This is a genomic window from Pandoraea anhela (assembly GCF_902459655.1).
GTDB lineage: Bacteria > Pseudomonadota > Gammaproteobacteria > Burkholderiales > Burkholderiaceae > Pandoraea > Pandoraea anhela.
This window is the reverse complement of the sequence record NZ_CABPSB010000017.1, coordinates 90,205-112,537: the sequence shown is the minus strand read 5'-3', so window position 1 is coordinate 112,537 and position 22,333 is coordinate 90,205. Positions and strand designations below refer to the sequence as shown.

19 protein-coding genes and 1 pseudogene are annotated in these 22,333 nt (G+C 63.5%); 4 read left to right on the top strand and 16 right to left on the bottom strand.

What is annotated here, in order from left to right:
* The first annotated feature begins 28 nt into the window (after positions 1–28).
* Entirely contained in the window at positions 29–478 is a 450-nt protein-coding gene (locus PAN31108_RS20400) for a rubredoxin (protein ID WP_150670591.1), read from the top strand.
* Between the two features lie 253 nt (positions 479–731).
* Here PAN31108_RS20400 and gloA read toward each other — a convergent pair whose 3' ends face one another.
* The 16 genes and pseudogenes from gloA to PAN31108_RS27040 all read right to left on the bottom strand — a co-directional run bounded on the left by gloA (position 732) and on the right by PAN31108_RS27040 (position 16,600).
* A complete protein-coding gene (gloA, locus tag PAN31108_RS20395; protein WP_150670590.1) occupies positions 732–1,133 on the bottom strand; it encodes a lactoylglutathione lyase in 402 nt (133 codons plus the stop codon).
* A gap of 132 nt (positions 1,134–1,265) precedes the next feature.
* Positions 1,266–2,174: a M48 family metallopeptidase gene (locus tag PAN31108_RS20390; protein ID WP_150670589.1), complete on the bottom strand. Its 909-nt coding sequence runs from the start codon at positions 2,172–2,174 to the stop codon at positions 1,266–1,268.
* 111 nt (positions 2,175–2,285) lie between these two features.
* A complete protein-coding gene (locus PAN31108_RS20385; protein WP_150670588.1) occupies positions 2,286–3,071 on the bottom strand; it encodes a lysophospholipid acyltransferase family protein in 786 nt (261 codons plus the stop codon).
* A 96-nt stretch (positions 3,072–3,167) separates the two neighbouring features.
* Positions 3,168–3,752, bottom strand: a complete 585-nt coding sequence (gene gmhB / locus PAN31108_RS20380) for a D-glycero-beta-D-manno-heptose 1,7-bisphosphate 7-phosphatase (protein WP_150670587.1) — start codon at positions 3,750–3,752, stop codon at positions 3,168–3,170.
* A 27-nt stretch (positions 3,753–3,779) separates the two neighbouring features.
* A complete protein-coding gene (gene glyS, locus PAN31108_RS20375; RefSeq protein ID WP_150670586.1) occupies positions 3,780–5,900 on the bottom strand; it encodes a glycine--tRNA ligase subunit beta in 2,121 nt (706 codons plus the stop codon).
* On the bottom strand, positions 5,897–6,835 hold the full coding sequence (glyQ, locus tag PAN31108_RS20370; protein WP_150670585.1) for a glycine--tRNA ligase subunit alpha: 939 nt from the start codon (positions 6,833–6,835) through the stop codon (positions 5,897–5,899). The genes glyS and glyQ overlap by 4 nt, the downstream gene beginning before the upstream one ends.
* A 219-nt stretch (positions 6,836–7,054) precedes the next feature.
* Positions 7,055–8,602: an apolipoprotein N-acyltransferase gene (gene lnt / locus PAN31108_RS20365; RefSeq protein ID WP_246184057.1), complete on the bottom strand. Its 1,548-nt coding sequence runs from the start codon at positions 8,600–8,602 to the stop codon at positions 7,055–7,057.
* Between the two features lie 33 nt (positions 8,603–8,635).
* The gene (locus PAN31108_RS20360) at positions 8,636–9,511 is read right to left on the bottom strand and encodes a CorC family transporter (protein WP_150670583.1); all 876 of its coding nucleotides are present in this window, start codon (positions 9,509–9,511) and stop codon (positions 8,636–8,638) included.
* A gap of 171 nt (positions 9,512–9,682) precedes the next feature.
* On the bottom strand, positions 9,683–10,378 hold the full coding sequence (locus PAN31108_RS20355; RefSeq protein ID WP_150670582.1) for a gamma-glutamylcyclotransferase: 696 nt from the start codon (positions 10,376–10,378) through the stop codon (positions 9,683–9,685).
* 247 nt (positions 10,379–10,625) lie between these two features.
* A pseudogene (gene ybeY, locus PAN31108_RS20350) lies at positions 10,626–11,090 on the bottom strand (rRNA maturation RNase YbeY); the annotation flags it as partial.
* Positions 11,087–12,154 carry a PhoH family protein gene (locus PAN31108_RS20345; RefSeq protein ID WP_174995072.1) on the bottom strand — a complete coding sequence of 356 codons (1,068 nt, stop codon included), beginning with the start codon at positions 12,152–12,154 and terminating at the stop codon, positions 11,087–11,089. The gene PAN31108_RS20345 and the pseudogene ybeY, both read right to left, overlap by 4 nt.
* 146 nt (positions 12,155–12,300) lie before the next feature.
* Complete coding sequence (miaB, locus tag PAN31108_RS20340; protein ID WP_150670580.1) at positions 12,301–13,644, bottom strand: tRNA (N6-isopentenyl adenosine(37)-C2)-methylthiotransferase MiaB; 1,344 nt, start codon at positions 13,642–13,644, stop codon at positions 12,301–12,303.
* A 197-nt stretch (positions 13,645–13,841) separates the two neighbouring features.
* Positions 13,842–14,813, bottom strand: coding sequence for a metal ABC transporter solute-binding protein, Zn/Mn family (locus tag PAN31108_RS20335; protein WP_246184056.1), 972 nt, complete (start codon positions 14,811–14,813; stop codon positions 13,842–13,844).
* Positions 14,814–14,832: 19 nt separating this feature from the next.
* Positions 14,833–15,702: a metal ABC transporter permease gene (locus tag PAN31108_RS20330; protein WP_217426342.1), complete on the bottom strand. Its 870-nt coding sequence runs from the start codon at positions 15,700–15,702 to the stop codon at positions 14,833–14,835.
* Positions 15,699–16,481: a metal ABC transporter ATP-binding protein gene (locus PAN31108_RS20325; RefSeq protein ID WP_174995071.1), complete on the bottom strand. Its 783-nt coding sequence runs from the start codon at positions 16,479–16,481 to the stop codon at positions 15,699–15,701. Before PAN31108_RS20325 ends, PAN31108_RS20330 begins: the two co-directional genes overlap by 4 nt.
* Positions 16,478–16,600 (bottom strand): hypothetical protein, encoded by a 123-nt coding sequence (locus PAN31108_RS27040; protein WP_281350123.1) that lies wholly within the window; start codon positions 16,598–16,600, stop codon positions 16,478–16,480. The genes PAN31108_RS20325 and PAN31108_RS27040 overlap by 4 nt, the downstream gene beginning before the upstream one ends.
* 949 nt (positions 16,601–17,549) lie before the next feature.
* Between PAN31108_RS27040 and PAN31108_RS20320 the strand changes: the two genes are divergently transcribed.
* The 3 genes from PAN31108_RS20320 to PAN31108_RS20310 are packed head-to-tail and all read left to right on the top strand — an operon-like array spanning position 17,550 to position 22,333.
* Positions 17,550–19,472, top strand: a complete 1,923-nt coding sequence (locus tag PAN31108_RS20320) for a PrkA family serine protein kinase (RefSeq protein ID WP_150670578.1) — start codon at positions 17,550–17,552, stop codon at positions 19,470–19,472.
* Between the two features lie 18 nt (positions 19,473–19,490).
* Positions 19,491–20,753 (top strand): YeaH/YhbH family protein, encoded by a 1,263-nt coding sequence (locus PAN31108_RS20315; RefSeq protein ID WP_150670577.1) that lies wholly within the window; start codon positions 19,491–19,493, stop codon positions 20,751–20,753.
* Positions 20,754–20,788: 35 nt separating this feature from the next.
* Entirely contained in the window at positions 20,789–22,333 is a 1,545-nt protein-coding gene (locus PAN31108_RS20310; protein WP_150670576.1) for a SpoVR family protein, read from the top strand.

The following is a 22,333-nucleotide window of genomic DNA, read 5'->3' as shown; positions in this document are numbered from 1 at the left end:
CTTCCTGCCGTATTGAGCATCAAAACGTATGTACAAGAAAGGTTCTGCCGTCGAATTGCAGTTTTCCCCGTCTCGACTCAACGACGGCGCCGGCGATCCGTTCTGGATCGATCTCACCCGCGACGAAGCCCAGGCGTTGCTCGACGCGCTGCAATCGCATCTCTGCCGTCCTGCAAACGACGCCTCAGGTACTGAAGCACCCCTCACGTTCACGCTGCTCGACCCGGGGGCGCCGTCGTTCGCGCACACGGTGCGGGACGGCGCTGCCGCCGCGACACCTGCCGACGACATCGAGACAAAACCGGCGCTCGCGACGCGCCAATGGGTCTGCGTGATTTGCGGATGGATTTACGACGAAGCGACGGGCTATCCCGAGGACGGCATTGCGCCGGGCACGCGTTGGGAGGATGTACCGCAGGACTGGCGTTGCCCGCTGTGCGATGTGGGCAAGGAAGATTTTGCGATGGTGGAATTCTGAAATACGGCACTCCGGCACTACGGCACTAAGTCGCCATTGCGCCACTTCGCCGATCGCAAGAAGACGGTCGATCGCGGCGCTGCGATTGACGCGCCGCAGACGACACGGCCGCCCGGGCAGGGCGGCCGCTTTCTTCCTGGAACGCGCTCCGAACGCTCGGAACGCGCCGATCTCTGTGACGCCCCGGCGGTATCGGATGGATCGGATGTCGGACGCCGCAGGTCGACACGCCTGCCTGCCGGCCTCGTCCGTCTTACAGACCGCCCTTGGCCGAGTGCTTCTGGATCAGCTCGATCTTGTAGCCGTCCGGGTCTTCGACGAAGGCAATGACCGTGGTGCCGCCCTTGACCGGGCCTGCCTCGCGCGAGATCTTGCCGCCGGCGGCGCGAATCGTGTCGCAGGCGCGGTAGGCGTCTTCGACTTCGACGGCCAGATGGCCAAACGCCGTGCCGATTTCGTACTTTTCCACCCCCCAGTTGTACGTCAGTTCGAGTACGGTGTTCTCCGACTCGGACCCATAGCCGACGAATGCCAGCGTGTATTTGTACTCGGGGTTTTCACTCTGACGCAGCAGTTGCATGCCGAGCACGCGCGTGTAGAAATCGATCGAGCGCTGCAGGTCGCCGACGCGCAGCATGGTATGGAGCATTCGCATGATGTTTTCAGTGTGGGGACAACGAAAATTCGATTGTACTCGTCGCCATGAAAATGAACATCATTCATGTCGCGTTGAGTCATTTTTAATTTAAAACGCGAGAGATTACGATATCTGCGTCAAATCGCCCGCTCAGAATTCCGGCAGCCACTCGGGAGCGTGCGATTTGAGCGTGTCCCGCGCGGTTTCGAACTCGGGGAAGATCGACGCCACGGCCTGCCAGAAACGCGGCCCGTGGTTCATCTCCTTCAGGTGCGCCAGTTCGTGCGCGACCACGTAATCGATCACGCCGAGCGGGAAGTGGATCAGACGCCAGTTCAGGCGAATGCGTCCGTCTGCGCTGCAACTGCCCCAGCGCGTGGTGGCCGACGACAGCCCCAGCGCCGTGTATCGCACCCCCAGACGCTCGCCGTAGACTTCCAGCCGTGTCGTAAAGAGCTTGCGGGCTTCCTGTTGCAGCCAGCCCTGGACGCGGTCGCGCATTTGCTCCGGCGCGGCCTGCGGCGGCAGATCGAGCCACAGCGTATGCGTATGGATGTCGTATTGGGCGGCGCCTGCGCGTCCGCCCAGGCGCACGGTCAGCGTATGGCCGAGGTAGGGCAGCGTTGCGCCGTCGATCCATGTCACACGCGGAATCACGCGTCGTGCCGCGCGTTCGCGAAACTCGGCGATCTTGCTGAAGATCCAGCGCTTCTTTTCGACGACGGCCGCTTCGACATCGGCAATCGTGACCCAGCGCGGCGCCGTCACTGCCAGTCCGGACTCGTCGATCATGAAGCCGATGGTGCGGCGCGAGGAGCGCTTGAAGCGGTAGTAAAGCGCGTGGCCGTCGAGCATGATGACGCGCTCGCCCGGCGCCGGTGCGCGTCGCGGCCCGCTGCCCTGCAATGACATCGGGGGCGAGTCGGCGGTGGTGGGGGGCGTCGTCGACGTCACGCCGTGCGTGGGCGCGGGCGCGACAGGTGGGGCGGACGCAGTGGGGGCGTCCGTCGCTACGCCGTTGGCTTCGGCTGCAGGGCTGCCGAACAGGTCGAGTTCCATCTGGGGCGCGGGGGTCTCATGGCGGGCGTGAGTGTCACGTTTGTCTCGTGTATCACGTGTATCACGTGAGGCGGGTTGGACTTTCGACATGAGACGGCCTCGCGTGCGCAGTCAGGTCCGGGGCTTCACGTCGGAAGTGTCCGATGTGTCGGACACGCTCGCCCGCGGTTTCGACGTGTAGGCGGCCGGGTCGATCCGTATCATCTCGCGCTCGATCCACTCGGCGACATCGGCGTTGACGGCTTCTGCCGTGCGGCCTGCCGTCTCGATGACCGGTCCGATGGAGACGATGACTTCACCGGGGAACTTCATGAACGAGTTGCGTGGCCAGACACGTCCCGCATTATGCGCGATCGGCACGACGGGCGTACCGGTAGCCGTCGCCAGACGCGCGCCGCCCGACTTGTACTTGTTGCGCGAGCCGGTCTTCGTGCGGGTGCCCTCCGGGAACATGATGATCCAGTTCCCCTCGGCAAGCCGGTCGCGCCCTTGCTTGACGACCGACGCGAACGCATCGGTGCCCTTGCGGCGATCGATGTGAATCATGCTCAGCAGGCCGAGCGCCCAGCCGAAGAACGGCACATACAGCAACTCGCGTTTGAAGACATAGCACAGCGGACGCGGCATCAGCGCAGGCAACGCCACCGTCTCCCACGCCGATTGGTGCTTCGATAGCAGGATGGCCGCCGTCTGCGGCAGATTCTCCCGACCGATCACGCGGTAACGCATACCGCACAGCTTGTCGCCCACACGCGTGACCACCTTGCACCAGCCCACGGCGAACCAGTAACGTTGCACGCGCGACAGGAACGGGAACGACACGATGCACGCAATCGCGTACGGAATCGTCCAGACGATCTGGAAGATGAAGAAAAGAATCGAGCGAAGCTGCTGCATGGGGTTCTGGCCTGAAATCGGTCGTCGCGGCGGATGTCGTGGCGGTCGTCTGAATAGGGCTCGCGGGCGAGTGCCGGATGCTCGTGGTGCGGAGGCTTACGCGTCCTCGTCGGCGAGCAGATCGTTGACGAAGGCCGCCAGACTGTCGTGCACGCGCGTGCCCTCGGGCAAATTGCCGGCGGCGAGCGTTTTCTTACCCTTGCCGGTGAGGACCAGATGCGGCTGCGCCCCCACGGCGGCGGCGGCCTGCAAGTCGCGCAACGAGTCGCCCACAGCCGGCGCGCCGGTCAGATCGACTTCGTAGCGCCGCGCGATTTCCTGGAACAGGCCGGGCTTCGGCTTGCGGCAATCGCACGCGTCGGCCGAGGTGTGCGGGCAGAAGAACACCGCGTCGATGCGCCCACCCGCTGCGGCGGCCAGCTTCGACATCTTCGCGTGCATGGCGCCGAGCGTCGCCATGTCGAAAAGACCGCGCCCCACCCCCGACTGGTTCGTCGCCACGACCACACGGTATCCGGCCTGATTGAGCCGGCCGATGGCCTCGAGACTGCCGGGCAGCGGCACCCACTCGTCCGTGGACTTGATGAATTGATCCGAGTCGACGTTGATGACGCCGTCCCGGTCGAGAATCACGAGTTTGCGGGCGGCAGGGCCAGGGGTGCGGTCTTTGCGCGAATCCATGAGGAGCTCAGTTGACTCGTTGGCACATCACGCGGCGAGCTTCGAGAGATCGGCCACGCGGTTCATCTGGAAGTGCAGGTTCTTGAGCAACGCGAGGCGGTTGTTGCGCAGCGCCTCCTCGTCGGCCATCACCATCACGTCGTTGAAGAAGGCGTCGACTGCATCGCGCAGTTCGGCCAGCGCGGAGAGCGCCTGAGCGTACTCGCGCGCCTCGAACTTCTGCTCGACGGCGGGCGTAACCTTCTCGAGCGCCGCAGCCAACGCCTTCTCGGCCGGCTCCAGCAGCAGGTCCGGCGAGATCGTGCCGTCCGCCGGCGGTGCCGTCTTCTTCAGGATGTTGCCGATACGCTTGTTCGCGGCGGCGAGCGCTTCGGCCTGCGGCAATGCCGAGAAGGCGCGCACCGCATCCAGACGCTCGATCAGATCGCCCAGATACTTCGGCTGATCGGCCAGCACGGCGTCGATTTCGTTCGCTGCGTAGCCTTGCTCACGCAGATAGCCACGCAGACGGTCGAGCACGAACTGGTAGACGTCGCTCAGATAAGCCGAATCGGCCACGCCCGTCGTGAACTGCCGGTACGTCACGTTCAGCAGTTCCGGGAGCAAGGCAGGCAAACGCTTTTCGATGAGCATGCGCACGACGCCGAGCGCATGACGACGCAGCGCGAACGGATCTTTCTCCCCCGTCGGGTGCAGGCCGATGCCCCAGATGCCCACGAGCGTTTCGAGCTTGTCGGCGAGGGCCACAACCGTGCCGGTCTGGCTGGCGGGCAACGCGTCGCCGGCAAAGCGCGGCTGATAGTGCTCCGAGCAGGCCAGCGCGACGTCGGCGTCTTCGCCGTCGTGGCGCGCGTAGTACGTGCCCATCGTGCCTTGCAGTTCCGGGAATTCACCGACCATGTCGGTCAGCAGGTCGGCCTTCGCGAGCAGGGCGCCGCGCTCGGCGAGTTGCACGCCATGTGCGTCCGCGCCGATCATGTGCGCGATCGCGCCGGCGAGTTTCACCAGTCGCTGCGTACGCTCGAACTGCGACCCCAGCTTGTTGTGATAAACGACGTTCGCGAGCAGCGGTACGCGATCGGCAAGCGGCTTCTTCTTGTCCTGCTCGAAGAAGAACTTCGCATCGGCCAGACGCGGACGCACCACGCGCTCGTTGCCCGTCACGATCTGTTCGGGCTGAGGCGTCTCGATGTTGGAGACGATCAGGAAGCGGTTCGTCAGGCGACCACCTTCGGCGAGCGGCTTGTCGGTGAGCGCGAAGTACTTCTGGTTCGTCTGCATCGTGAGAATCAGACATTCCTGCGGCACGGCCAGGAATTCCTTCTCGAAATGGCAGGCGTAAATCGCGGGCCATTCGACGAGTGCGGTCACTTCGTCGAGCAGCGAATCGGGCATCACCACGTGGTCGTCGCCGGCGGCGGCGAGCAGACGCTCGCGGATCGCGTCGCGACGGCCGGTGAAACTGGCCACGACCTTGCCTTCGCCTTCGAGCGTGGCGGCGTAGGCGTCGGCGTTGGCCACCGTGACTTCGCCCTTCGAGAGGAATCGATGGCCTTGCGTCTTGTTACCGGAGGCCAGGCCGATGGCCGTTGCGGGCACGAGCGTGTCGCCGTGCAGGGCGATCAGGCCATGCACCGGACGGACGAACTGCACCGTCTCGCCATCCGGGCGCTGATAGCTCATGACCTTCGGGATCGGCAGCTTGCCGAGCGTCTCGTCGAGCGAGGCTTGCAGCGCGTCGGCCAGCTGCGCGCCAGCCGCGGTGTAGGTATGGAAGAAGGCTTCGGCCTTGCCGTCCATGGCGCGTTCGAGGCTTGCGACCGGCAGGTCGGCGAAGCCCATCGCGGCGAGCTTCTTCGCCAGCGGCGGCGTGGGGTTGCCGTTGGCGTCGAGCGCGACGGACACCGGCAGCACCTTGGCGCGGATGGTGGCGTCGGGGGCGCGTTCGAGCACGTTGGTGATCGAGACGGCCAGACGGCGCGGCGTGGCGAACGGCGTGATCACGCTCGATTGCGTGACGAGGCCGCGCGAGCGCAGGCCGTTGGCGATGCCGTCGGCAAACGCGTCACCCAGACGCGCCAGTGCCTTCGGCGGCAATTCTTCGGTCAGCAGTTCGACCAGCAGGGTGCGTTGTGCGGTGCTCATCATGCGGCTTGCGTTTGGGTTTTTGCGGCGGGGGCGTTCAGCATCGGGAAGCCGAGCTTTTCGCGCGAAGCGTAGTAGGCCTGTGCGATCAGACGCGACAGCGAGCGGATACGGCCGATGTACGCCGCGCGTTCGGTCACCGAAATGGCACCGCGCGCGTCGAGCAGGTTGAAGGTGTGCGCTGCCTTGAGAATCATCTCGTAGGCGGGCAGCGCCAGTTCGGCTTCGATCAGACGCTTCGCTTCGCTCTCGTAGTTGTCGAAGAAGCTGAAAAGCATCGGCTGATTCGAGTGCTCGAAGTTGTACGTCGACTGCTCGACTTCGTTCTGATGGAACACGTCGCCATAGGTCAGGCGGCGCTTGACGGGACCGTCGGCCGTTGACTCTTCCCACTCCGTCCACACGAGGTCGTAGACGTTCTCGACCTGTTGCAGATACATGGCCAGACGCTCGATCCCGTAGGTGATTTCGCCCAGCACCGGCTTGCAATCGAGGCCGCCGACTTGCTGGAAGTAGGTGAACTGCGTGACTTCCATGCCGTTGAGCCAGACTTCCCAGCCCAGACCCCAGGCACCGAGCGTGGGGTTTTCCCAGTCGTCTTCGACGAAGCGCACGTCGTTTTCGGTCAGATCGAGACCGAGCGCGCGCAGCGAGCCCAGATACAGGTCGAGGATGTTCTCCGGAGCCGGCTTGAGCACCACCTGAAACTGGTAGTAATGCTGCATGCGGTTTGGATTCTCACCGTAACGGCCATCCTTGGGACGGCGCGACGGCTGCACATAGGCGGCACGCCAGGGCTCCGGGCCGATCGCGCGCAGGAACGTGGCAGTGTGCGAGGTACCGGCGCCGACCTCCATGTCGTAAGGCTGGAGCAACGCACAGCCTTGCTTGTCCCAGTAATCCTGCAACGTCAGGATGACTTGTTGAAAGGTAAGCATGATGAATTCGCGCGGACGAACAGGAAAAGATGCGGATTTTGCGCAGTCTTCCGGCCCGGCCGCGAGCGCGGCCGAAAGACTAAAACGTTGAATTTTAGCGGGAATTCGACCCGCGCGGGGCGCTGATGGCCCCGGGATCGTACGACGGGGAGATTTTCACGTTTCCCCACGTCGTTTCGATGGGGTAGCGCCGGCGGCCGGACGCCGCAGGGGCGTCGCTCAGCGCGCGCGGCGCGTCATCGCCAGACCGAGGCCCAGCGCGACGAGCGCGAGCACCAGCGCGGGCACGTTGCCGAAGCGCACGTATGGCGTGAGGCCGCTGTAGGGCTGCACATTGCCGGTGAGCACGCCGACGGTCATGGCCGGCAGACGTCCCTGCACCTTGCCATGGGCGTCGATGATGGCCGTCGCCCCGGTGTTCGTTGCACGCAGCATCGGACGCCCCGTCTCCAGCGTACGCATGCGCGCGATCTGCAAGTGCTGGTCGAGCGCGATGGTGTCGCCGAACCACGCCAGATTGGTCGAGTTCGCCAGCACTGTCGCGGGTTCGGGCATGTTGCGCAGTGCTTGCGCGATTTCCTCGCCGAACAAGTCTTCGTAACAGATGTCGAGCGCCACACGCTGATCCCGGACGGGGAAGCCGCCGGGTGTTGCCGTGCCCCGCAGGAAGTCGCCCAGCGGGATATGCATCATGTCGACGAACCAGCGGAACCCCCACGGCACGAATTCGCCGAATGGCACCAGATGGTGCTTGTCGTAGCGATAGAGCGTCTGGTCGCGCGGCGTCACGCCGAACAGGCTGTTGGTGAGGTCGGTCGGGCCACGATCGGTGATCGTCGCCCCCACCGCGCCGAGCACCACGTGCGAGCCGGTGCGGTCCACGAATTCGCGAATCGGTGTGGCGACCTCGGGCGGAATGCCTTGCAGCAGGACCGGAAACGCGGTCTCCGGGGTGATGATGAGGTCCGCCGGCGCGGCCACGATCATGTCGCGATACATGGCCATGGCGTGATCGATGCCGGCGCGCTCGAACTTCATGTCCTGCGGTACGTTGCCTTGCAGCAGCCGGACCGAGAGCGGTTTTCCGGACGGCGTTGTCCATTCGTGACGCGCCAGCCCTGCACCCACACCCATCAGCGCGAGCACGCCGACGACCGCCGCGAGGCGGCGCGTAGCGCGCGTGGCGGCCACGACCGGGACGACGGCACGGGCGAGGCACGCGGCGGCGAGCGCGGCGAGGCCGGTAATGCCGTACACGCCGAGCAACGGTGCGAAGCCCGCAAGCGGCCCGTCGACATGGGCGTAGCCGGGCGAGAGCCAGGGAAAGCCGGTGAAGACGGTGCCGCGCAGCCATTCGGCGAGCGTCCAGGCCCCGGCGAAGGCGAACACGCGCCACGGGCCCGTGCCCGACACCGCGCGCGTGGCGAAGGCGGCGAGCGCGGGGTAGATCGCGAGGTAAATCGAAAACAGGACGACCGCCGCACCGGCCATGATGCCGGGCATGCCGCCATACGTGTGCATGCTGATGTAGAGCCACCAGATGCCGCAGACGAACGACGCGACGCCGAAACTGCCGCCCAGCCACAGCGCACCGCGTCGCGAGGCGCTGCGTTCGACGAGCGCGAACAGCGCTGCCATCGCGAGCAGTTGCAGCCACCAGAGATCGCGCGGGGCGAAGGCCAGCGTTTGCGCGATACCGGCCAGACCGGCGAGCGCACGGGCACGCCAGGCCGGCCACGAGCGCCGCTCGGGCGCGTGGACGGTCATTTCCTGCATGGATCGATGAATTGGGTTACTCGGCTACTCGGCTTCGACGGCCGGTGCCGGCTCCACGCGCCGCAACAGCAGCATGTGAACCTGACGGCCATCGGCGCGCAGCACTTCGAACACGAGATTGCCGATGCGCATGCGCTCACCCCGGCGCGGCACACGGCCGAACTGGTGCGTGATCATACCGCCGATCGTGTCGTTCTCGTCATCGTGGAACTGGGTGCCGAACGCTTCGTTGAACTGCTCGATTTCCGTGAGCGCGCGAATGCGATAAGTCCCGTCGGGCGCGGCGATGATGTTGTCTTCTTCCTCATCGAAGTCGTACTCGTCTTCGATGTCGCCGACGATCTGTTCGAGCACGTCTTCGATCGTGATGAGACCGGCCACGCCGCCGTATTCGTCCACGACGATGGCGATGTGATTGCGATTGACGCGGAAGTCGTGCAGCAGCACGTTCAGACGCTTCGACTCCGGAATGAACACCGCCGGGCGCAGCATGTCGCGCACGTCGAAATCGTGATTCGCGTAGTAACGCAACAGATCCTTGGCGAGCAGAATGCCGATGATGTTGTCGCGATTGCCTTCATAGACCGGATAGCGCGAGTGCGCCTGTTCCAGCACAAAGGGCACGAAGGCTTCGGGAGTCTGTTCGATGTTGATGGCGTCCATCTGCGCGCGCGGCACCATGATGTCGCGGGCGCACAGATCGGCCACCTGAAATACGCCCTCGATCATCGCCAGAGAATCGGCGTCCATCAGGTTGCGGGCGTGGGCGTCTTGCAGAATTTCGAGCAACTCTGCGCGCGACTCCGGCTCCGGGGAAATCAGATCGGTGAGGCGTTCGAGCAGAGAGCGAGGTTTGTCGGTGTTTTTTCGACCGGGTCGACTGGGATAAGGGTCGTTCATGACGGCGCGTCCAAGTTGGGCGGACGCCGGACTGTTACAGGAAGCTCAAGGATACACCAGATGTGCGGCATCTCCGCGTCAGGGTGCCGGCACAATCATGTCGGAAAGGTGTCTTGCACCGTTGCGCATATTTCAGGACATTTCCGGCGTCGGCCTGCGCCATCCGCCGGTTTATTTTGCACCGCAGCGGTGCAGCAACGCTTCGAGCGCGGGGTCGGGCATGCCGGCTTCGCGCAGCGCCTTGACGGTCCGGGCGACGTAATCGTGCGTGGTGCCGTAGCGCCCCTGTGCCCGATCGAAAACCTGCCGGATGATCTCGTCTGACAGACGTCCCGCGTAGCTCACGGCTTCGCGCCGCATCACGAACGCCAGGCCCGGCTTGGCGCGTCCGTCCGCCAGTTGGCAATTGAGCCACATCGGCCGGTAAGAGCCCATGGCCATCTCGCGATACCAGAGCGTTTCGAGTTCCGCGCGTGCGTGGCGCGCGGCGAGCCGCATCGCCACGCCGGCGCACGAACCGCCGCGGTCCAGCGCCAGCACGAGCCCCGGTTGTTCGGGCGTGCCGCGATTGACGCGCGACCACAGATACAACCCCCGGTGATAGCCATGTACGCGGGCGCGATGGCATTCCTCGACCGGCATGCCGGGGTTCCAGATGAGCGAGCCGTACGCAAAAATCCACAGATCCTCGCGGCCGTCCCAGTCGACGAGCGCGGCGTCGAGCGATTCGCTCATCTCCGCTTGCGTGAGATGGCGGGAGACACCGAGGTCCGGCGGGTAACGCGTGCACCCCGGGCCGCGCGAGAGGCTGGCCTTTGCGGTGTCGCTGGCGTCAGAGGCGGGCGGTCGGTCGGGAGTGCGGTCCATGGGGCTTCGATGGGTCTCTGGTGGGGCGCGGTTGGTGTCTGATCGGTCTCGGTCAGACGCGGCGGGCTTTGGTCGGGGCTGCCGTCTTCTTGACGTTGCGCGGCGAGGGCGCGGGGGCACTCGCCGGCGTTGCACGCCTGGCAGCTTTCGGAGATTTCACCGGCGACTTGGTGAGGGCGGCGGCAGGGGGGGGCGCAGGGTTCGCGGCATCGGCCCGGTCCGCGATCTTCGACGGCTTCTCAGCGGCGTACGGATCGGCGTAGCCGAGGCCGGCGAGAATCTCCGTCTCGAGTCCTTCCATTTCCTGCGCCTCGTCGTCGTCTTCGTGATCGTAGCCTTGCGCGTGCAGCACGCCGTGCACGATCAGGTGCGCATAGTGCGCTTCGAGCGAGATGCCCTGCGCCTCGGCTTCGCGCTCGACGACCGGGCAGCACAGCACGATGTCGCCCGTCACCGGATCGCTCTCGTCCTGCGCATAGGCGAACGTGAGCACATTGGTGGCGTAGTCCTTGCCGCGATAGCCGCGATTGAGGGTCTGGCCCTCCTCGGCGTCGACGAAGCGCAGCGTCAGCGCTGCGTCGGCCAGCAACGCGGCCTGCACCCAGCGGCGCACGGCGGTGCGCGAGAGCAACGCCTTGTGCGACGCGAACGCCGGCCCCGCCACGAACTGGTTCGTCAGCGCGAGCGCGTGGCGGGCGGCCCGAGCGCTCATGCCTTGCCTCCGGCCGCGCGCGGTGCGCGGGCCTGATGCTCGCCCCGCGAGCCGGAGGCCGGCAGATCGAGTCCGGCTTCGAGGTGTTGCGCATGCTCGTCGTAAGCTTCGACGATGCGCGCAACGAGCGGGTGACGCACGACGTCCACGCTCGTGAAGCGGGTCATCGCGATGCCGCGAACGTTCTTGAGGATCACCTGCGCTTCCATCAGACCGCTCTTCTGACCGCGCGGCAGGTCGACCTGCGTGGTGTCGCCGGTCACGACCGCCTTGCTGCCGAAGCCGATACGCGTGAGGAACATTTTCATCTGCTCGGGCGTGGTGTTCTGCGCCTCGTCCAGAATGATGAACGCGTGGTTGAGCGTGCGACCGCGCATGTAGGCGAGCGGTGCGATTTCGATCATCTGCTTCTCGAAGTACTTCTGCGTCTTGTCGAAGCCGAGCAGATCGTAGAGCGCGTCGTACAGCGGGCGCAGATACGGGTCGACCTTCTGCGCCAGATCGCCGGGCAGGAAGCCCAGGCGCTCGCCCGCTTCCACCGCCGGGCGCGTGAGCACGATGCGCTTGACGGCGTCGCGCTCCAGCGCGTCGACGGCACAGGCCACGGCGAGATACGTCTTGCCGGTGCCGGCCGGACCGATGCCGAATGTGACGTCGTGCGAGAGGATCTGCTTGAGGTATTCGCGCTGCGCGGGCGTGCGGCCGTGCAGGTCGCTGCGACGCGTGTGCAGCACCGGCGAGCCGTCTTCCGTCTCACCTGCGGCGAACGGATTGTCGTCGCCATGGCGCACGCTCGGGGCAAGCCCCTGACGCGTCTCCACGAGGCCGAGCTGAATGTCGTCGACGGACAACGCTTCGGTCGCGCGGTTGTAGAAGCTCTCGAGCGCCTGCGTAGCGACGGCGGCGCTTTTGCCGCGAATGGAGAAACGATGGCCACGGCGGGTGATCGAGACGTCGAGCGCCTGTTCGATCTGACGCAGATTTTCGTCGAGCGGGCCGCAGAGATTGGCCAGACGGCGATTGTCGTCGCGCGGGGCGGTGAATTCTTGGACGGGTGCTTTCAAAATGATCCGGTCGGTTGCCTGTTCAGGTCGTTCGAGGGGGCCGCGGCGACGGGGGCAGTGACGGCTGTAGCGGCTGAAGTCGCCCTCGTCGCCCTCGCCGTCCTCGTTGTCCGATGTGCCCCGTCGGTGCGTTCATGCTCGCGGGTTCAGTGCGTGGTGACCAGTTCGCCGCGCAACGAGTGCGGATAGGCGAACGTGATCACGACATCGGTCATCTGGCCGATGAGGCCCGCGCGTTGCGCCTCGGGCGCCGGGAAGTTGACCACGCGGTTGTTTTCGGTGCGGCCTTGCAGCTCGTTCGGGTCCTTGCGCGAGACGCCTTCGACCAGAATGCGCTGACGCGAACCGACCATGCTCTGGCTGATGCGCGCGGCGTTCTCTTCGATCACCGCCTGCAAATGTTGCAGGCGACGCAGCTTCACTTCGCGCGGCGTATCGTCTTGCAGGTTCGCGGCGGGCGTGCCGGGGCGCGGGCTGTAAATGAACGAGAAGCTGGTGTCGTAGCCGATCTCGTGGATCATGGCCATGAGCTTTTCGAAATCCTCTTCCGTCTCGCCGGGGAAACCGACGATGAAGTCCGACGACATCGACATGTCCGGACGCACCTGACGCAGGCGACGGATGATCGACTTGTACTCCAGTACCGTGTAGCCGCGCTTCATGGCCGAGAGCACGCGGTCCGCGCCGTGCTGCACGGGCAGGTGCAGATGGCTCACGAGCTTGGGCACCTTGGCGTAGGTGTCGATCAGGCGCTGGGTGAATTCCTTCGGATGGCTGGTCGTGTAGCGAATGCGCTCGATACCCGGCACTTCGGCCACGTATTCGATGAGCAGCGCGAAATCGGCGATTTCGCCGTCCGCCATCAGGCCGCGATAGGCGTTCACGTTCTGGCCCAGCAGCGTGATTTCTCGCACACCCTGTTCGGCCAGTCCGGCAATTTCGGTGAGCACGTCTTCGAACGAGCGAGAGACTTCGTCGCCGCGCGTGTACGGCACCACGCAGTAGCTGCAATATTTCGAGCAGCCTTCCATGATGGAGACGAACGCCGTGGCGCCTTCGACCTTGGCCGGCGGCAGGTGATCGAACTTCTCGATTTCCGGAAAGGAGATGTCGACCTGCGAGCGACCGGTCGCACGGCGGGCTTCGAGCATCTGCGGCAGGCGGTGCAGCGTTTGCGGGCCGAACACGACGTCCACGTAAGGGGCGCGCTGCACGATGGCCGCGCCTTCCTGACTGGCGACACAGCCGCCGACGCCGATCACCAGGTCCGGTTTGATTTCCTTGAGGGCACGCATGCGGCCCAGATCCGAGAACACTTTTTCCTGCGCTTTTTCGCGCACCGAGCAGGTGTTGAACAGAATGACGTCTGCGTCTTCGGGGGTGTCGGTCTTTTCGAGGCCTTCAGCTGCGCCGAGCACGTCCGCCATCTTGTCGGAGTCGTACTCGTTCATCTGACAGCCGAACGTCTTGATGTAAATCTTTTTTGCCATGGAGTGTGCGCCGTTCGCAGTGGTTGACCTGGGGGCGTCGGTAATCATGAAATTCGAGCGAAATTCAAACGCAACCAAACGCAAAAGCCGGCATAGCCGGCCTGTCCGGACCTCCTTAGCGGGGCCGGTGTGTGGTGCACGCATTATACCGCGTGCACCAGGGGAAGGAGGGGGAAGGCGGGACGACCCGCCGGGGCTTAGCGGTTGTCCTTCATCGCGGTCGCGAGCGCCCGGATGTTGTATTGGAACAACTGGAGATAGGTCGTCGCTTCCGGGTTCTTCGACAGCGCGTCGGAGTAAAGCTTGCCGTCGACCGTTACCTTGGCGTCGTGCGCAATGCGTTCCACCAGACGCGGATTGGAGATGTTCTCCATGAACACCGCCTTGATGCCCGTCTTCTTGATAACGCGAATCAGTGCGGCTACGTCCTTGGCGCTGGCTTCGCTCTCGGTCGACACGCCTTCCGGCGCGAGGAACTTGATGTTGAAGCGCAGGCCCAGATAGCCGAAGGCGTCGTGCGAGGTCAGCACCACGCGGCGCGACGGCGGAATCGGCGCCAGTTGCTTGTTCGCCCAGACGATCAGGTCGTCGAGCGCCCCACGGTAGTTCTTGGCACGCTCGGCGTAGTAGGCGGCGCCGGCCGGATCGGCTTGCGAGAGCGCCGCGGCGATGTTGTCCACCATCGCCTTCACGCGCTCGGGATCCTGAAACATGTGCGGATCGGTGACCGTCTTGCCGTCGTCGACCATCGTACGCGCCTTGAGGCCCTTCGTGACCGTGACGAGCTGGCCGGGATAGTGGCTCGACTTCATCAGCCGGGGCAACCAGCCTTCGAACCCCAGACCGTTCACGAAGAAGAGTTTGGTGCCCGAGAGCTTGGCTACGTCGGCCGGGGTCGGGGCGTAGGTGTGGGTGTCCTGATCCGGGCCGACGAGGGTGGTGATCTCGATCCGGTCGCCGCCGACGGCCTTCACGATGTCGGACAAAATGCTGAAGCTCACGCCGACGGGCAGATGCGTGTCCTGCGCGCGCGCCGGGCCGGCGAACGCCATGGCCAGCGCGAACATCGCGGCGAAGATACCTGCGCCGAACCAGGAGTTGCCACGAATACCGATGCCGCCGTCGCCGTTGCCTCGCTGACGTTTGGCGCCTATAACCATTCCGAACATGTTTTCCTCTCTGACGCTTTTAATGTGCCGGCGCTTTGGCAGTATGTGCACCGCCCGGCGAAATCAGCAGTGCGCCCAGATAGGCGACACCTGCCGTCAACACGATGGCCGGCCCGGATGGGCAAGCCAGGTAGTAAGAAATCAACAGCCCGAGCGCGCTCGACGCGCTCGCGACCAGCCAGGCCGCGAGCAGCATGCCGGGCACCGTCCGGGCGACAAGGCGCGCCGTGGCCGCCGGGAGCATCATCAGCCCCACCGCCATGAGCGTGCCCATCGCCTGAAAGCCCGCGACGAGGTTCATCACCGTGAGCACCGTAAAGCCGAGGTGATAACGCATCACGCCGCGACTGCCGCCACCGCTCTGCCCGAGGAACGTCGGGTCGGCGCTGTCGAGCACCAGCCCGCGATAGTGCCAACCGAACCACAGCAGCGTTACCGTGGAAATGGCGCTCACCAGAATCAGCGAGGGGTCGTCGACTGCGAGTACCGAACCGAACAGGAGGTTCATCAGGTCGACGCTATTGCCCCATTTCGAGACGATCACGACGCCGCCCGCGAGCGCCAGCAGATAGAAGCCGGCGAACGATGCGCCTTCGTCGAGCCGCGTGCGGCGGCTCGACAGCCCGGCGAGCAGCGCCACGAGCAGCCCGGCGATCATGCCGCCTCCGGCCATCCACGGCAGCGACAGGCCACCGATCAGATAACCGACGGCGGCGCCCGGCAGCACCGCATGCGAGAGCGAATCGCCCATCAGGCTCATGCGGCGCAGCAGCAAAAACACCCCCACGGGCGTGCAGCCGAGCGAGAGCGCCAGACTGCCGACGAGGGCGTGCCGCATGAAGTCGAATTCCGCGAACGGGCCGACGATCAGGTTCAGCCACGCGCTCACCGTCGGCCTCCGGACATGGGCAGGGCCGCGCCCAGGGGCGCCGCGCACGGGGTAGCCGCACGGGCGGTGTAACCGCCTGCGCCGGAGAGCGCGCCGAGCGAGCCGCCGCCCGAGCCGTCTGCCAGGGGGAATCCGGTGTGCAGACAGGCCGATGGTGCGCCCGAGGCGACCAGTCGCCCGGCCATCACCGCCACGTGCGCGAAGCGCTCCAGCACGAGCGGCAGATCGTGAAGTACCGTCACCACCGTGCGCCCTTCGTTGCGCCACTGGTCCAGCAGGGCCAGCAACAGCTCCGCCGATGGCACATCGATGCCGGTGAGCGGTTCGTCCAGTAAAACAATGGGGGCGTCCTCGACGATAAGACGCGCGAAGCGTGCCCGCTGCCATTGCCCGCCGGACAAGGCTTCGAGGGCCTGAGCGCGCTTGTCGGCCAGACCGACGCGGGCCAGCGCGTCGAGCGCGCGTTCGAATTCGTCGCGACCCAGGCGACGGGCGTCGCCGGTGCGGCGCCACGTGCCGGTCAGCACGTACTCTTCCACGCACATCGGAAAACGGTGGTCGGTCTCGGGGCGCTGCGACAAATAGGCGACGGGGCCGTCGCTGAGCACACTGCCCCGGGACGCCTTTTGCAGGCCCGCGAGCGCGCGCAGCAGGGTAGTCTTGCCGCCCCCGTTCGGGCCGACGACGGCCGAGAGCACGCCGGGGGCGAATGTTGCGCTCACACCCTCCAGTGCGACGTTCGCGCCGAACTGGACGGACAGATCCTGGCAGCCGATCACGAGGCCACTCCTTTCAGTGCCCAGAAAACGAGCGCCCAAAGGGGGATGAGCACGAGCAGTGTGAGTGCCGTGCGCTCCCAGCCAGCGAGACGATAGAGCCAAACGGAGAAGCGAATCATGGATAAGTCGATGGGCGGTGCCCGGACACAGCCTGCAACTGTGTATCAAATCGCGCGCAAATGCAACAAAGTTGCATTATTGCACGAAACCGTCCGGGCATGCCGGGTATGCCGGGCGACTGCCGGCGGGGGGGGCTGGGGGGAGGGGGGCACATCACGTTACACATCGGCGCAGCAGATTTTGGCGAACCGGCGTAACATGCTTTCAAGGTCGCTCGTCTGGCACGTTGTTCGCTTCATTCCAGAGATCGACGATTTGCAAGGAGGAGGTTAGTCCGTTCAGACATCCGCCCGTTTTCGACTTTCCGCTTGCGACGAACATGCTCCCCCACGCATGCCGTTCGCACGACCTTCGCGACTTCGCGCAGCCGCGACGCTTCGACAGGAAAGCACATCTTTTGCGCCCACGTCTTCGGCTCCGTCGACGTCGTTGGGCTTCCCACTTTTTTTCCCGAAAACATGGCACGTGGTGCATCGCATTTTTGCAGGAAATTTTTCTTGATGCGTAGGATTCCGTAGTAAATGGACGGGTCGTCGATACGCTCTCGAATGCAGGCAAACCCGAGTGCGCAATGCGTGGGTGAACACTTCAAAACTCGCTCGATTTTTGATCTATCTCGCGTGACGTGCGCAATGCGTAGAGGCCGTGGAAACCCTTGTGATATGTGGGTTATCGAGAATGCTTAGCGCTGCGGAAAATATCTAGCGACAGTTTTTTTGTTTGTGCATATGATGAGTTAACGGTTGCAATTTTCAGTGACAAGTTTAAAGTCAACCTAAACCGATTTTCAGTCGTTCATGTGAGGGAGGGGACAGTGCGAAAGGTTTCGCGTGAGTCGCTCCGGCATGCAGTGAGCCAGGTCGAAACTATTGCGCAGTCATCCGGGTCTTAGGCAACAGAGCGGGCATCGCATCGCGATGTTTTCCGATGAAGCGGGGGGTGAGGCATATGGATATTTTCAGCCACTACACGACACGTTTCGAATCACGCAGGGAAGAGGAATACAGCATCCAGGAATATCTGGAGATCTGTAAGAAGGACTCGACTGCGTATGCCACGGCAGCCGAGCGCATGTTGCGCGCCATCGGTGAGCCGGAGCTGATCGATACGCATCACGACCCGCGACTCTCGCGGCTGTTCTCCAACAAGATCATCAAGATCTATCCTGCCTTCCGTGACTTCTACGGCATGGAAGACACGATCGAGCAAATCGTCTCGTTCTTCAAACACGCGGCGCAAGGGCTCGAAGAACGCAAACAGATCCTGTACCTGCTCGGGCCACCGGGCGGCGGCAAGTCGTCGCTGGCCGAGAAGCTCAAGGTGTTGATGGAAGACGTGCCCATCTATTGCCTGAAGGGATCGCCGGTGCACGAGTCGCCTCTGGGCCTGTTCTCCCCGGAGGAAGACGGCAAGATTCTCGAAGAGGACTTCGGCATTCCGGTGCGCTATCTCAATACGATTCCGTCACCGTGGGCCACCAAGCGTCTTAACGAATTCAACGGCGACATCACGAAGTTCCGCGTGGTGAAGGTGCGGCCCTCGGTGCTGCAACAGATCGCCATTGCCAAGACCGAACCGGGGGACGAAAACAACCAGGACATCTCGTCGCTGGTCGGCAAGGTCGACATTCGCAAACTCGAGGAATTTCCGCAGGACGATCCGGACGCCTACTCGTATTCCGGCGGTTTGTGCCTGGCCAACCGCGGCCTGCTCGAATTCGTCGAAATGTTCAAGGCGCCGATCAAGGTGCTCCACCCGTTGCTGACCGCGACGCAGGAGGGCAACTACAAGGGCACGGAAGGGTTCGGTGCGATTCCGTTCGACGGCATCGTGCTCGCTCACTCGAATGAAGCGGAATGGCAGAGCTTCAAGGGCAACCGCAACAACGAGGCTTTCCTCGATCGTATATACATCGTGAAGGTGCCGTACTGCCTGCGCGTGACCGACGAGGTGAAGATCTACGAGAAGCTGGTGAAGAACAGTTCGCTCGCCAATGCACCGCGCGCGCCGAACGTGCTCAAGATGCTCGCGCAGTTCGCGGTGCTCACTCGCCTGAAAGAGCCCGAGAATTCCAACATCTTCTCGAAGGTCCGTGTCTACGACGGTGAGAACCTCAAGGACATCGACCCGAAGGCCAAGTCGTATCAGGAGTATCGCGACTACGCCGGGGTGGACGAGGGGATGACGGGCATGTCCACGCGTTTCGCCTTCAAGGTGCTCTCGAAGGTCTTCAACTTCGATAACACCGAAGTCGCGGCCAACCCGGTGCACATGCTGTATGTGCTCGAACAACAGATCGAGCGCGAACAGTATGCGGGCGAGGTCGAGAAACGCTATCTCTCCTATATCAAGGAGTATCTGACGGCGCCGTTCGTGGAGTTCATCGGCAAGGAGATACAGACTGCCTATCTGGAGTCGTACTCCGAGTACGGGCAGAACATCTTCGACCGGTATGTGAACTTTGCGGACCTGTGGATTCAGGATCAGGAGTATCGCGATCCGAACACCGGCGAAATTCTCGACCGCACAGCGCTCAACGACGAACTGGAGAAAGTCGAAAAGCCGGCCGGGATCACCAATCCGAAGGACTTCCGCAACGAGATCGTCAACTTCGTGCTGCGCGCGCGCGCCAACAACGCGGGCAAGAATCCGCTCTGGACGAGTTACGAGAAGTTGCGGGCGGTCATCGAGAAGCGCATGTTCTCGACCACCGAGGATTTGCTGCCGGTGATTTCGTTCAACGCGAAGTCGTCCAAGGAGGATCAGGAAAAGCACGCCAACTTCGTCAACCGTATGGTGGAAAAGGGCTATACCCCGAAGCAGGTCCGCCTGCTTGTGGAATGGTATCTGCGCGTGCGCAAATCCTCGTAGCAACCAATCGGGGCCACTATGTCAGCAATCATCGACAGACGGCAAAACGGCAAGAACAAAAGCGCCATCAACCAGCAGCGCTTCATCAAACGCTACCGCGATCAGATTCGTCGCGCGGTAGCGAAGGCGGTGGCTGGGCGCAAGATCACCGATATCGATGGCAGCGGACAGGTCTCGATCCCGGTCAAGGACATTTCGGAGCCGTTGTTCCACCACGGGCCCGGCGGGCGGCGGGAGATGGTACATCCCGGCAATCGCGAGTTCGTGGTGGGTGACAACTTCGAGCGTCCGCCATCGGGCGCAGGGGGCGGCGGCAGCCGCGCCAGCGACTCGGGAGAGGGCGAGGACGATTTCGTCTTCAATCTCTCGCGTGAGGAGTTTCTGAAATTCTTCTTCGAGGACATGGCGCTGCCGGACCTCGCGAAACGCCGGCTTGCGCAGATTCCGGAGTTCCGCAAGGTCCGTGCGGGCTATTCCATCGACGGCACGCCGTCGAACCTGAACGTCATCCGTACGATGCGCAGCTCGCTGGGCCGCCGCATCGCGCTCACCGCCCCGTATCGCAAGCAATTGCGCGAACTCGAAGCCGAGTATGCGGACATCGTCTCGCGCGAGGGCGATACGTCGCCGCGCGCGTTGGCGCTGGCCCACGAGATTACGCACCTGCGCACGCGTGTCGAGGCGATCCCGTACATCGAAAAACTCGATCTGCGGTATTCGAACCGGATCATGCAGCCGCGCCCGCAAGCGCAGGCGGTCATGTTCTGTCTGATGGACGTCTCGGGCTCCATGGATCAGAGCCGCAAGGAACTCGCCAAACGCTTCTTCATGCTGCTTTATCTGTTCCTGCGGCATAACTACGAGCGTATCGACCTGGTGCTCATTCGCCACCACACCACAGCGAAGGAAGTCAACGAAGACGACTTCTTCTACGCGCGCGAGTCCGGCGGCACGGTGGTCTCCAGCGCGCTCAAGCTGATGAACGAGATCATTGCGGACCGGTACTCGCCGAGCGACTGGAATATCTATGGGGCGCAGGTCTCCGACGGCGACAACTGGGACGGGGACTCGCCCATCTGTCGCGACATTCTGATGCAGTCGATCATGCCGGCCGTGCAGTACTTCGCCTACGTGGAGGTGGCGAGCGCGGAACCGCAGAACCTGTGGAACGAATACCTGTCGGTCAAGCAGCAGCACCCGAATTTCGCGATGCAACGCATTATGGAAGCCGCCGAAATTTACCCGGTGCTGCACGACCTGTTCAAGAAGAAGGCGGCCTGAAAACCGTCCCGCCGGTACTACAACGAGGACGCATCATGGCGTATATCTCCACCGGATCGGAATGGACGTTCGAACTGATTCAGCGCTACGAGCATGAGATCGCGCGTATCGCGTCGGATTTCAAGCTCGACACGTACCCGAACCAGATCGAGATCATCACGGCCGAGCAGATGCTCGACGCTTACGCGACCGTCGGCTTGCCCATCGGTTATCACCACTGGTCGTACGGCAAGCACTTCCTGTCGTCAGAGCGTGGCTACAAGCGCGGTCAGATGGGACTCGCCTACGAGATCGTCATCAACTCGAACCCCTGCATCGCGTATCTGATGGAGGAGAACAGCATGACCATGCAGGCGTTGACCATCGCGCACGCCAGCTACGGTCATAACTCGTTCTTCAAGGGCAACTACCTCTTCCGTACATGGACCAGCGCCGACGCCATCGTCGATTACCTGCTGTTCGCGCGCAATTACATCACCGAGTGCGAGCAACGCTATGGCGAGCAGTCCGTGGAACTGTTGCTCGATTCGTGCCACGCGCTGATGAACTACGGCGTGGACCGTTACAAGCGGCCCAAGCGGCTGTCGCTGGCGCAGGAGCAGGCGCGGCAGAAGGAGCGTGAAAACTACCTGCAAATGCAGATCAACGATCTGTGGCGCACACTGCCGAATCACGCCCTGCACGACGACGATGAAGACGACGGACTCGATCCCACCGATTCGGACGAACCGCCGTTCCCGGGCGAGCCTCAGGAAAACCTGCTGTACTTCTTCGAGAAGAATGCCCCGAAGCTCGCGCCGTGGCAGCGCGAGATCGTGCGCATCGTGCGCAAGCTCGCGCAGTACTTCTATCCGCAGCGTCAGACGAAGGTCATGAACGAGGGTTGGGCCACATTCTGGCACTACACGATTCTCCAGCAGCTCTACAAGGAGAAGCTCGTCAACGACGCTTTCATGATGGAGTTCCTGCACGCGCACACGAACGTGGTCTATCAGCCGTCGTTCGACAGCCCGTACTACAGCGGTCTGAATCCGTATGCGCTGGGCTTCGCGATGTTCCAGGACATTCGCCGCATGTGCGAGGATCCGACGGAAGAAGATCGCCGGTGGGCGCCGGATATTGCGGGTGCCGACTGGCTCACGACGCTCGACTTTGCGATGCGCAACTTCAAGGACGAGAGCTTCATCCAGCAGTTTCTCTCGCCCAAGGTCATTCGCGACCTCAAGCTGTTCTCGGTGCTCGACGACGATCGCGACAGCCGCCTGCGGGTGACGGCCATTCACAACGACGCCGGTTATCGCGAGATTCGCGAGATGCTTGCACAGCAGTACAACCTCAGCCAGCTTGAACCGAACATTCAGGTCGCGCATGTCGATCTGCACGGCGATCGTTCGCTCACGCTGCGTCACGTGCAGAGCGAACGCAAGCCGCTCGACGACAGCTTCGAAGAAGTCCTCAAGCACGTGGCACGGTTGTGGGGCTTCACGGTGCGGCTGGAGACGGTCTTCGAAGACGGACGAAGCGAAATGACGCACGAAACCAAGGTCGAGAAGCGACGGCGCTATGCGCTGAGTGCCTGA

Bases quoted from the DNA above. Each gene is read 5' to 3' on its own strand.
- PAN31108_RS20400 (WP_150670591.1), top strand. From the start codon at position 29: ATGTACAAGAAAGGTTCTGCCGTCGAATTGCAGTTTTCCCCGTCTCGA.
- gloA (WP_150670590.1), bottom strand. From the start codon at position 1,133: ATGCGAATGCTCCATACCATGCTGCGCGTCGGCGACCTGCAGCGCTCG.
- PAN31108_RS20390 (WP_150670589.1), bottom strand. From the start codon at position 2,174: ATGGAACTCGACCTGTTCGGCAGCCCTGCAGCCGAAGCCAACGGCGTA.
- PAN31108_RS20385 (WP_150670588.1), bottom strand. From the start codon at position 3,071: ATGCAGCAGCTTCGCTCGATTCTTTTCTTCATCTTCCAGATCGTCTGG.
- gmhB (WP_150670587.1), bottom strand. From the start codon at position 3,752: ATGGATTCGCGCAAAGACCGCACCCCTGGCCCTGCCGCCCGCAAACTC.
- glyS (WP_150670586.1), bottom strand. From the start codon at position 5,900: ATGATGAGCACCGCACAACGCACCCTGCTGGTCGAACTGCTGACCGAA.
- glyQ (WP_150670585.1), bottom strand. From the start codon at position 6,835: ATGCTTACCTTTCAACAAGTCATCCTGACGTTGCAGGATTACTGGGAC.
- lnt (WP_246184057.1), bottom strand. From the start codon at position 8,602: ATGACCGTCCACGCGCCCGAGCGGCGCTCGTGGCCGGCCTGGCGTGCC.
- PAN31108_RS20360 (WP_150670583.1), bottom strand. From the start codon at position 9,511: ATGAACGACCCTTATCCCAGTCGACCCGGTCGAAAAAACACCGACAAA.
- PAN31108_RS20355 (WP_150670582.1), bottom strand. From the start codon at position 10,378: ATGGACCGCACTCCCGACCGACCGCCCGCCTCTGACGCCAGCGACACC.
- miaB (WP_150670580.1), bottom strand. From the start codon at position 13,644: ATGGCAAAAAAGATTTACATCAAGACGTTCGGCTGTCAGATGAACGAG.
- PAN31108_RS20335 (WP_246184056.1), bottom strand. From the start codon at position 14,813: ATGTTCGGAATGGTTATAGGCGCCAAACGTCAGCGAGGCAACGGCGAC.
- PAN31108_RS27040 (WP_281350123.1), bottom strand. From the start codon at position 16,600: ATGATTCGCTTCTCCGTTTGGCTCTATCGTCTCGCTGGCTGGGAGCGC.
- PAN31108_RS20320 (WP_150670578.1), top strand. From the start codon at position 17,550: ATGGATATTTTCAGCCACTACACGACACGTTTCGAATCACGCAGGGAA.
- PAN31108_RS20315 (WP_150670577.1), top strand. From the start codon at position 19,491: ATGTCAGCAATCATCGACAGACGGCAAAACGGCAAGAACAAAAGCGCC.
- PAN31108_RS20310 (WP_150670576.1), top strand. From the start codon at position 20,789: ATGGCGTATATCTCCACCGGATCGGAATGGACGTTCGAACTGATTCAG.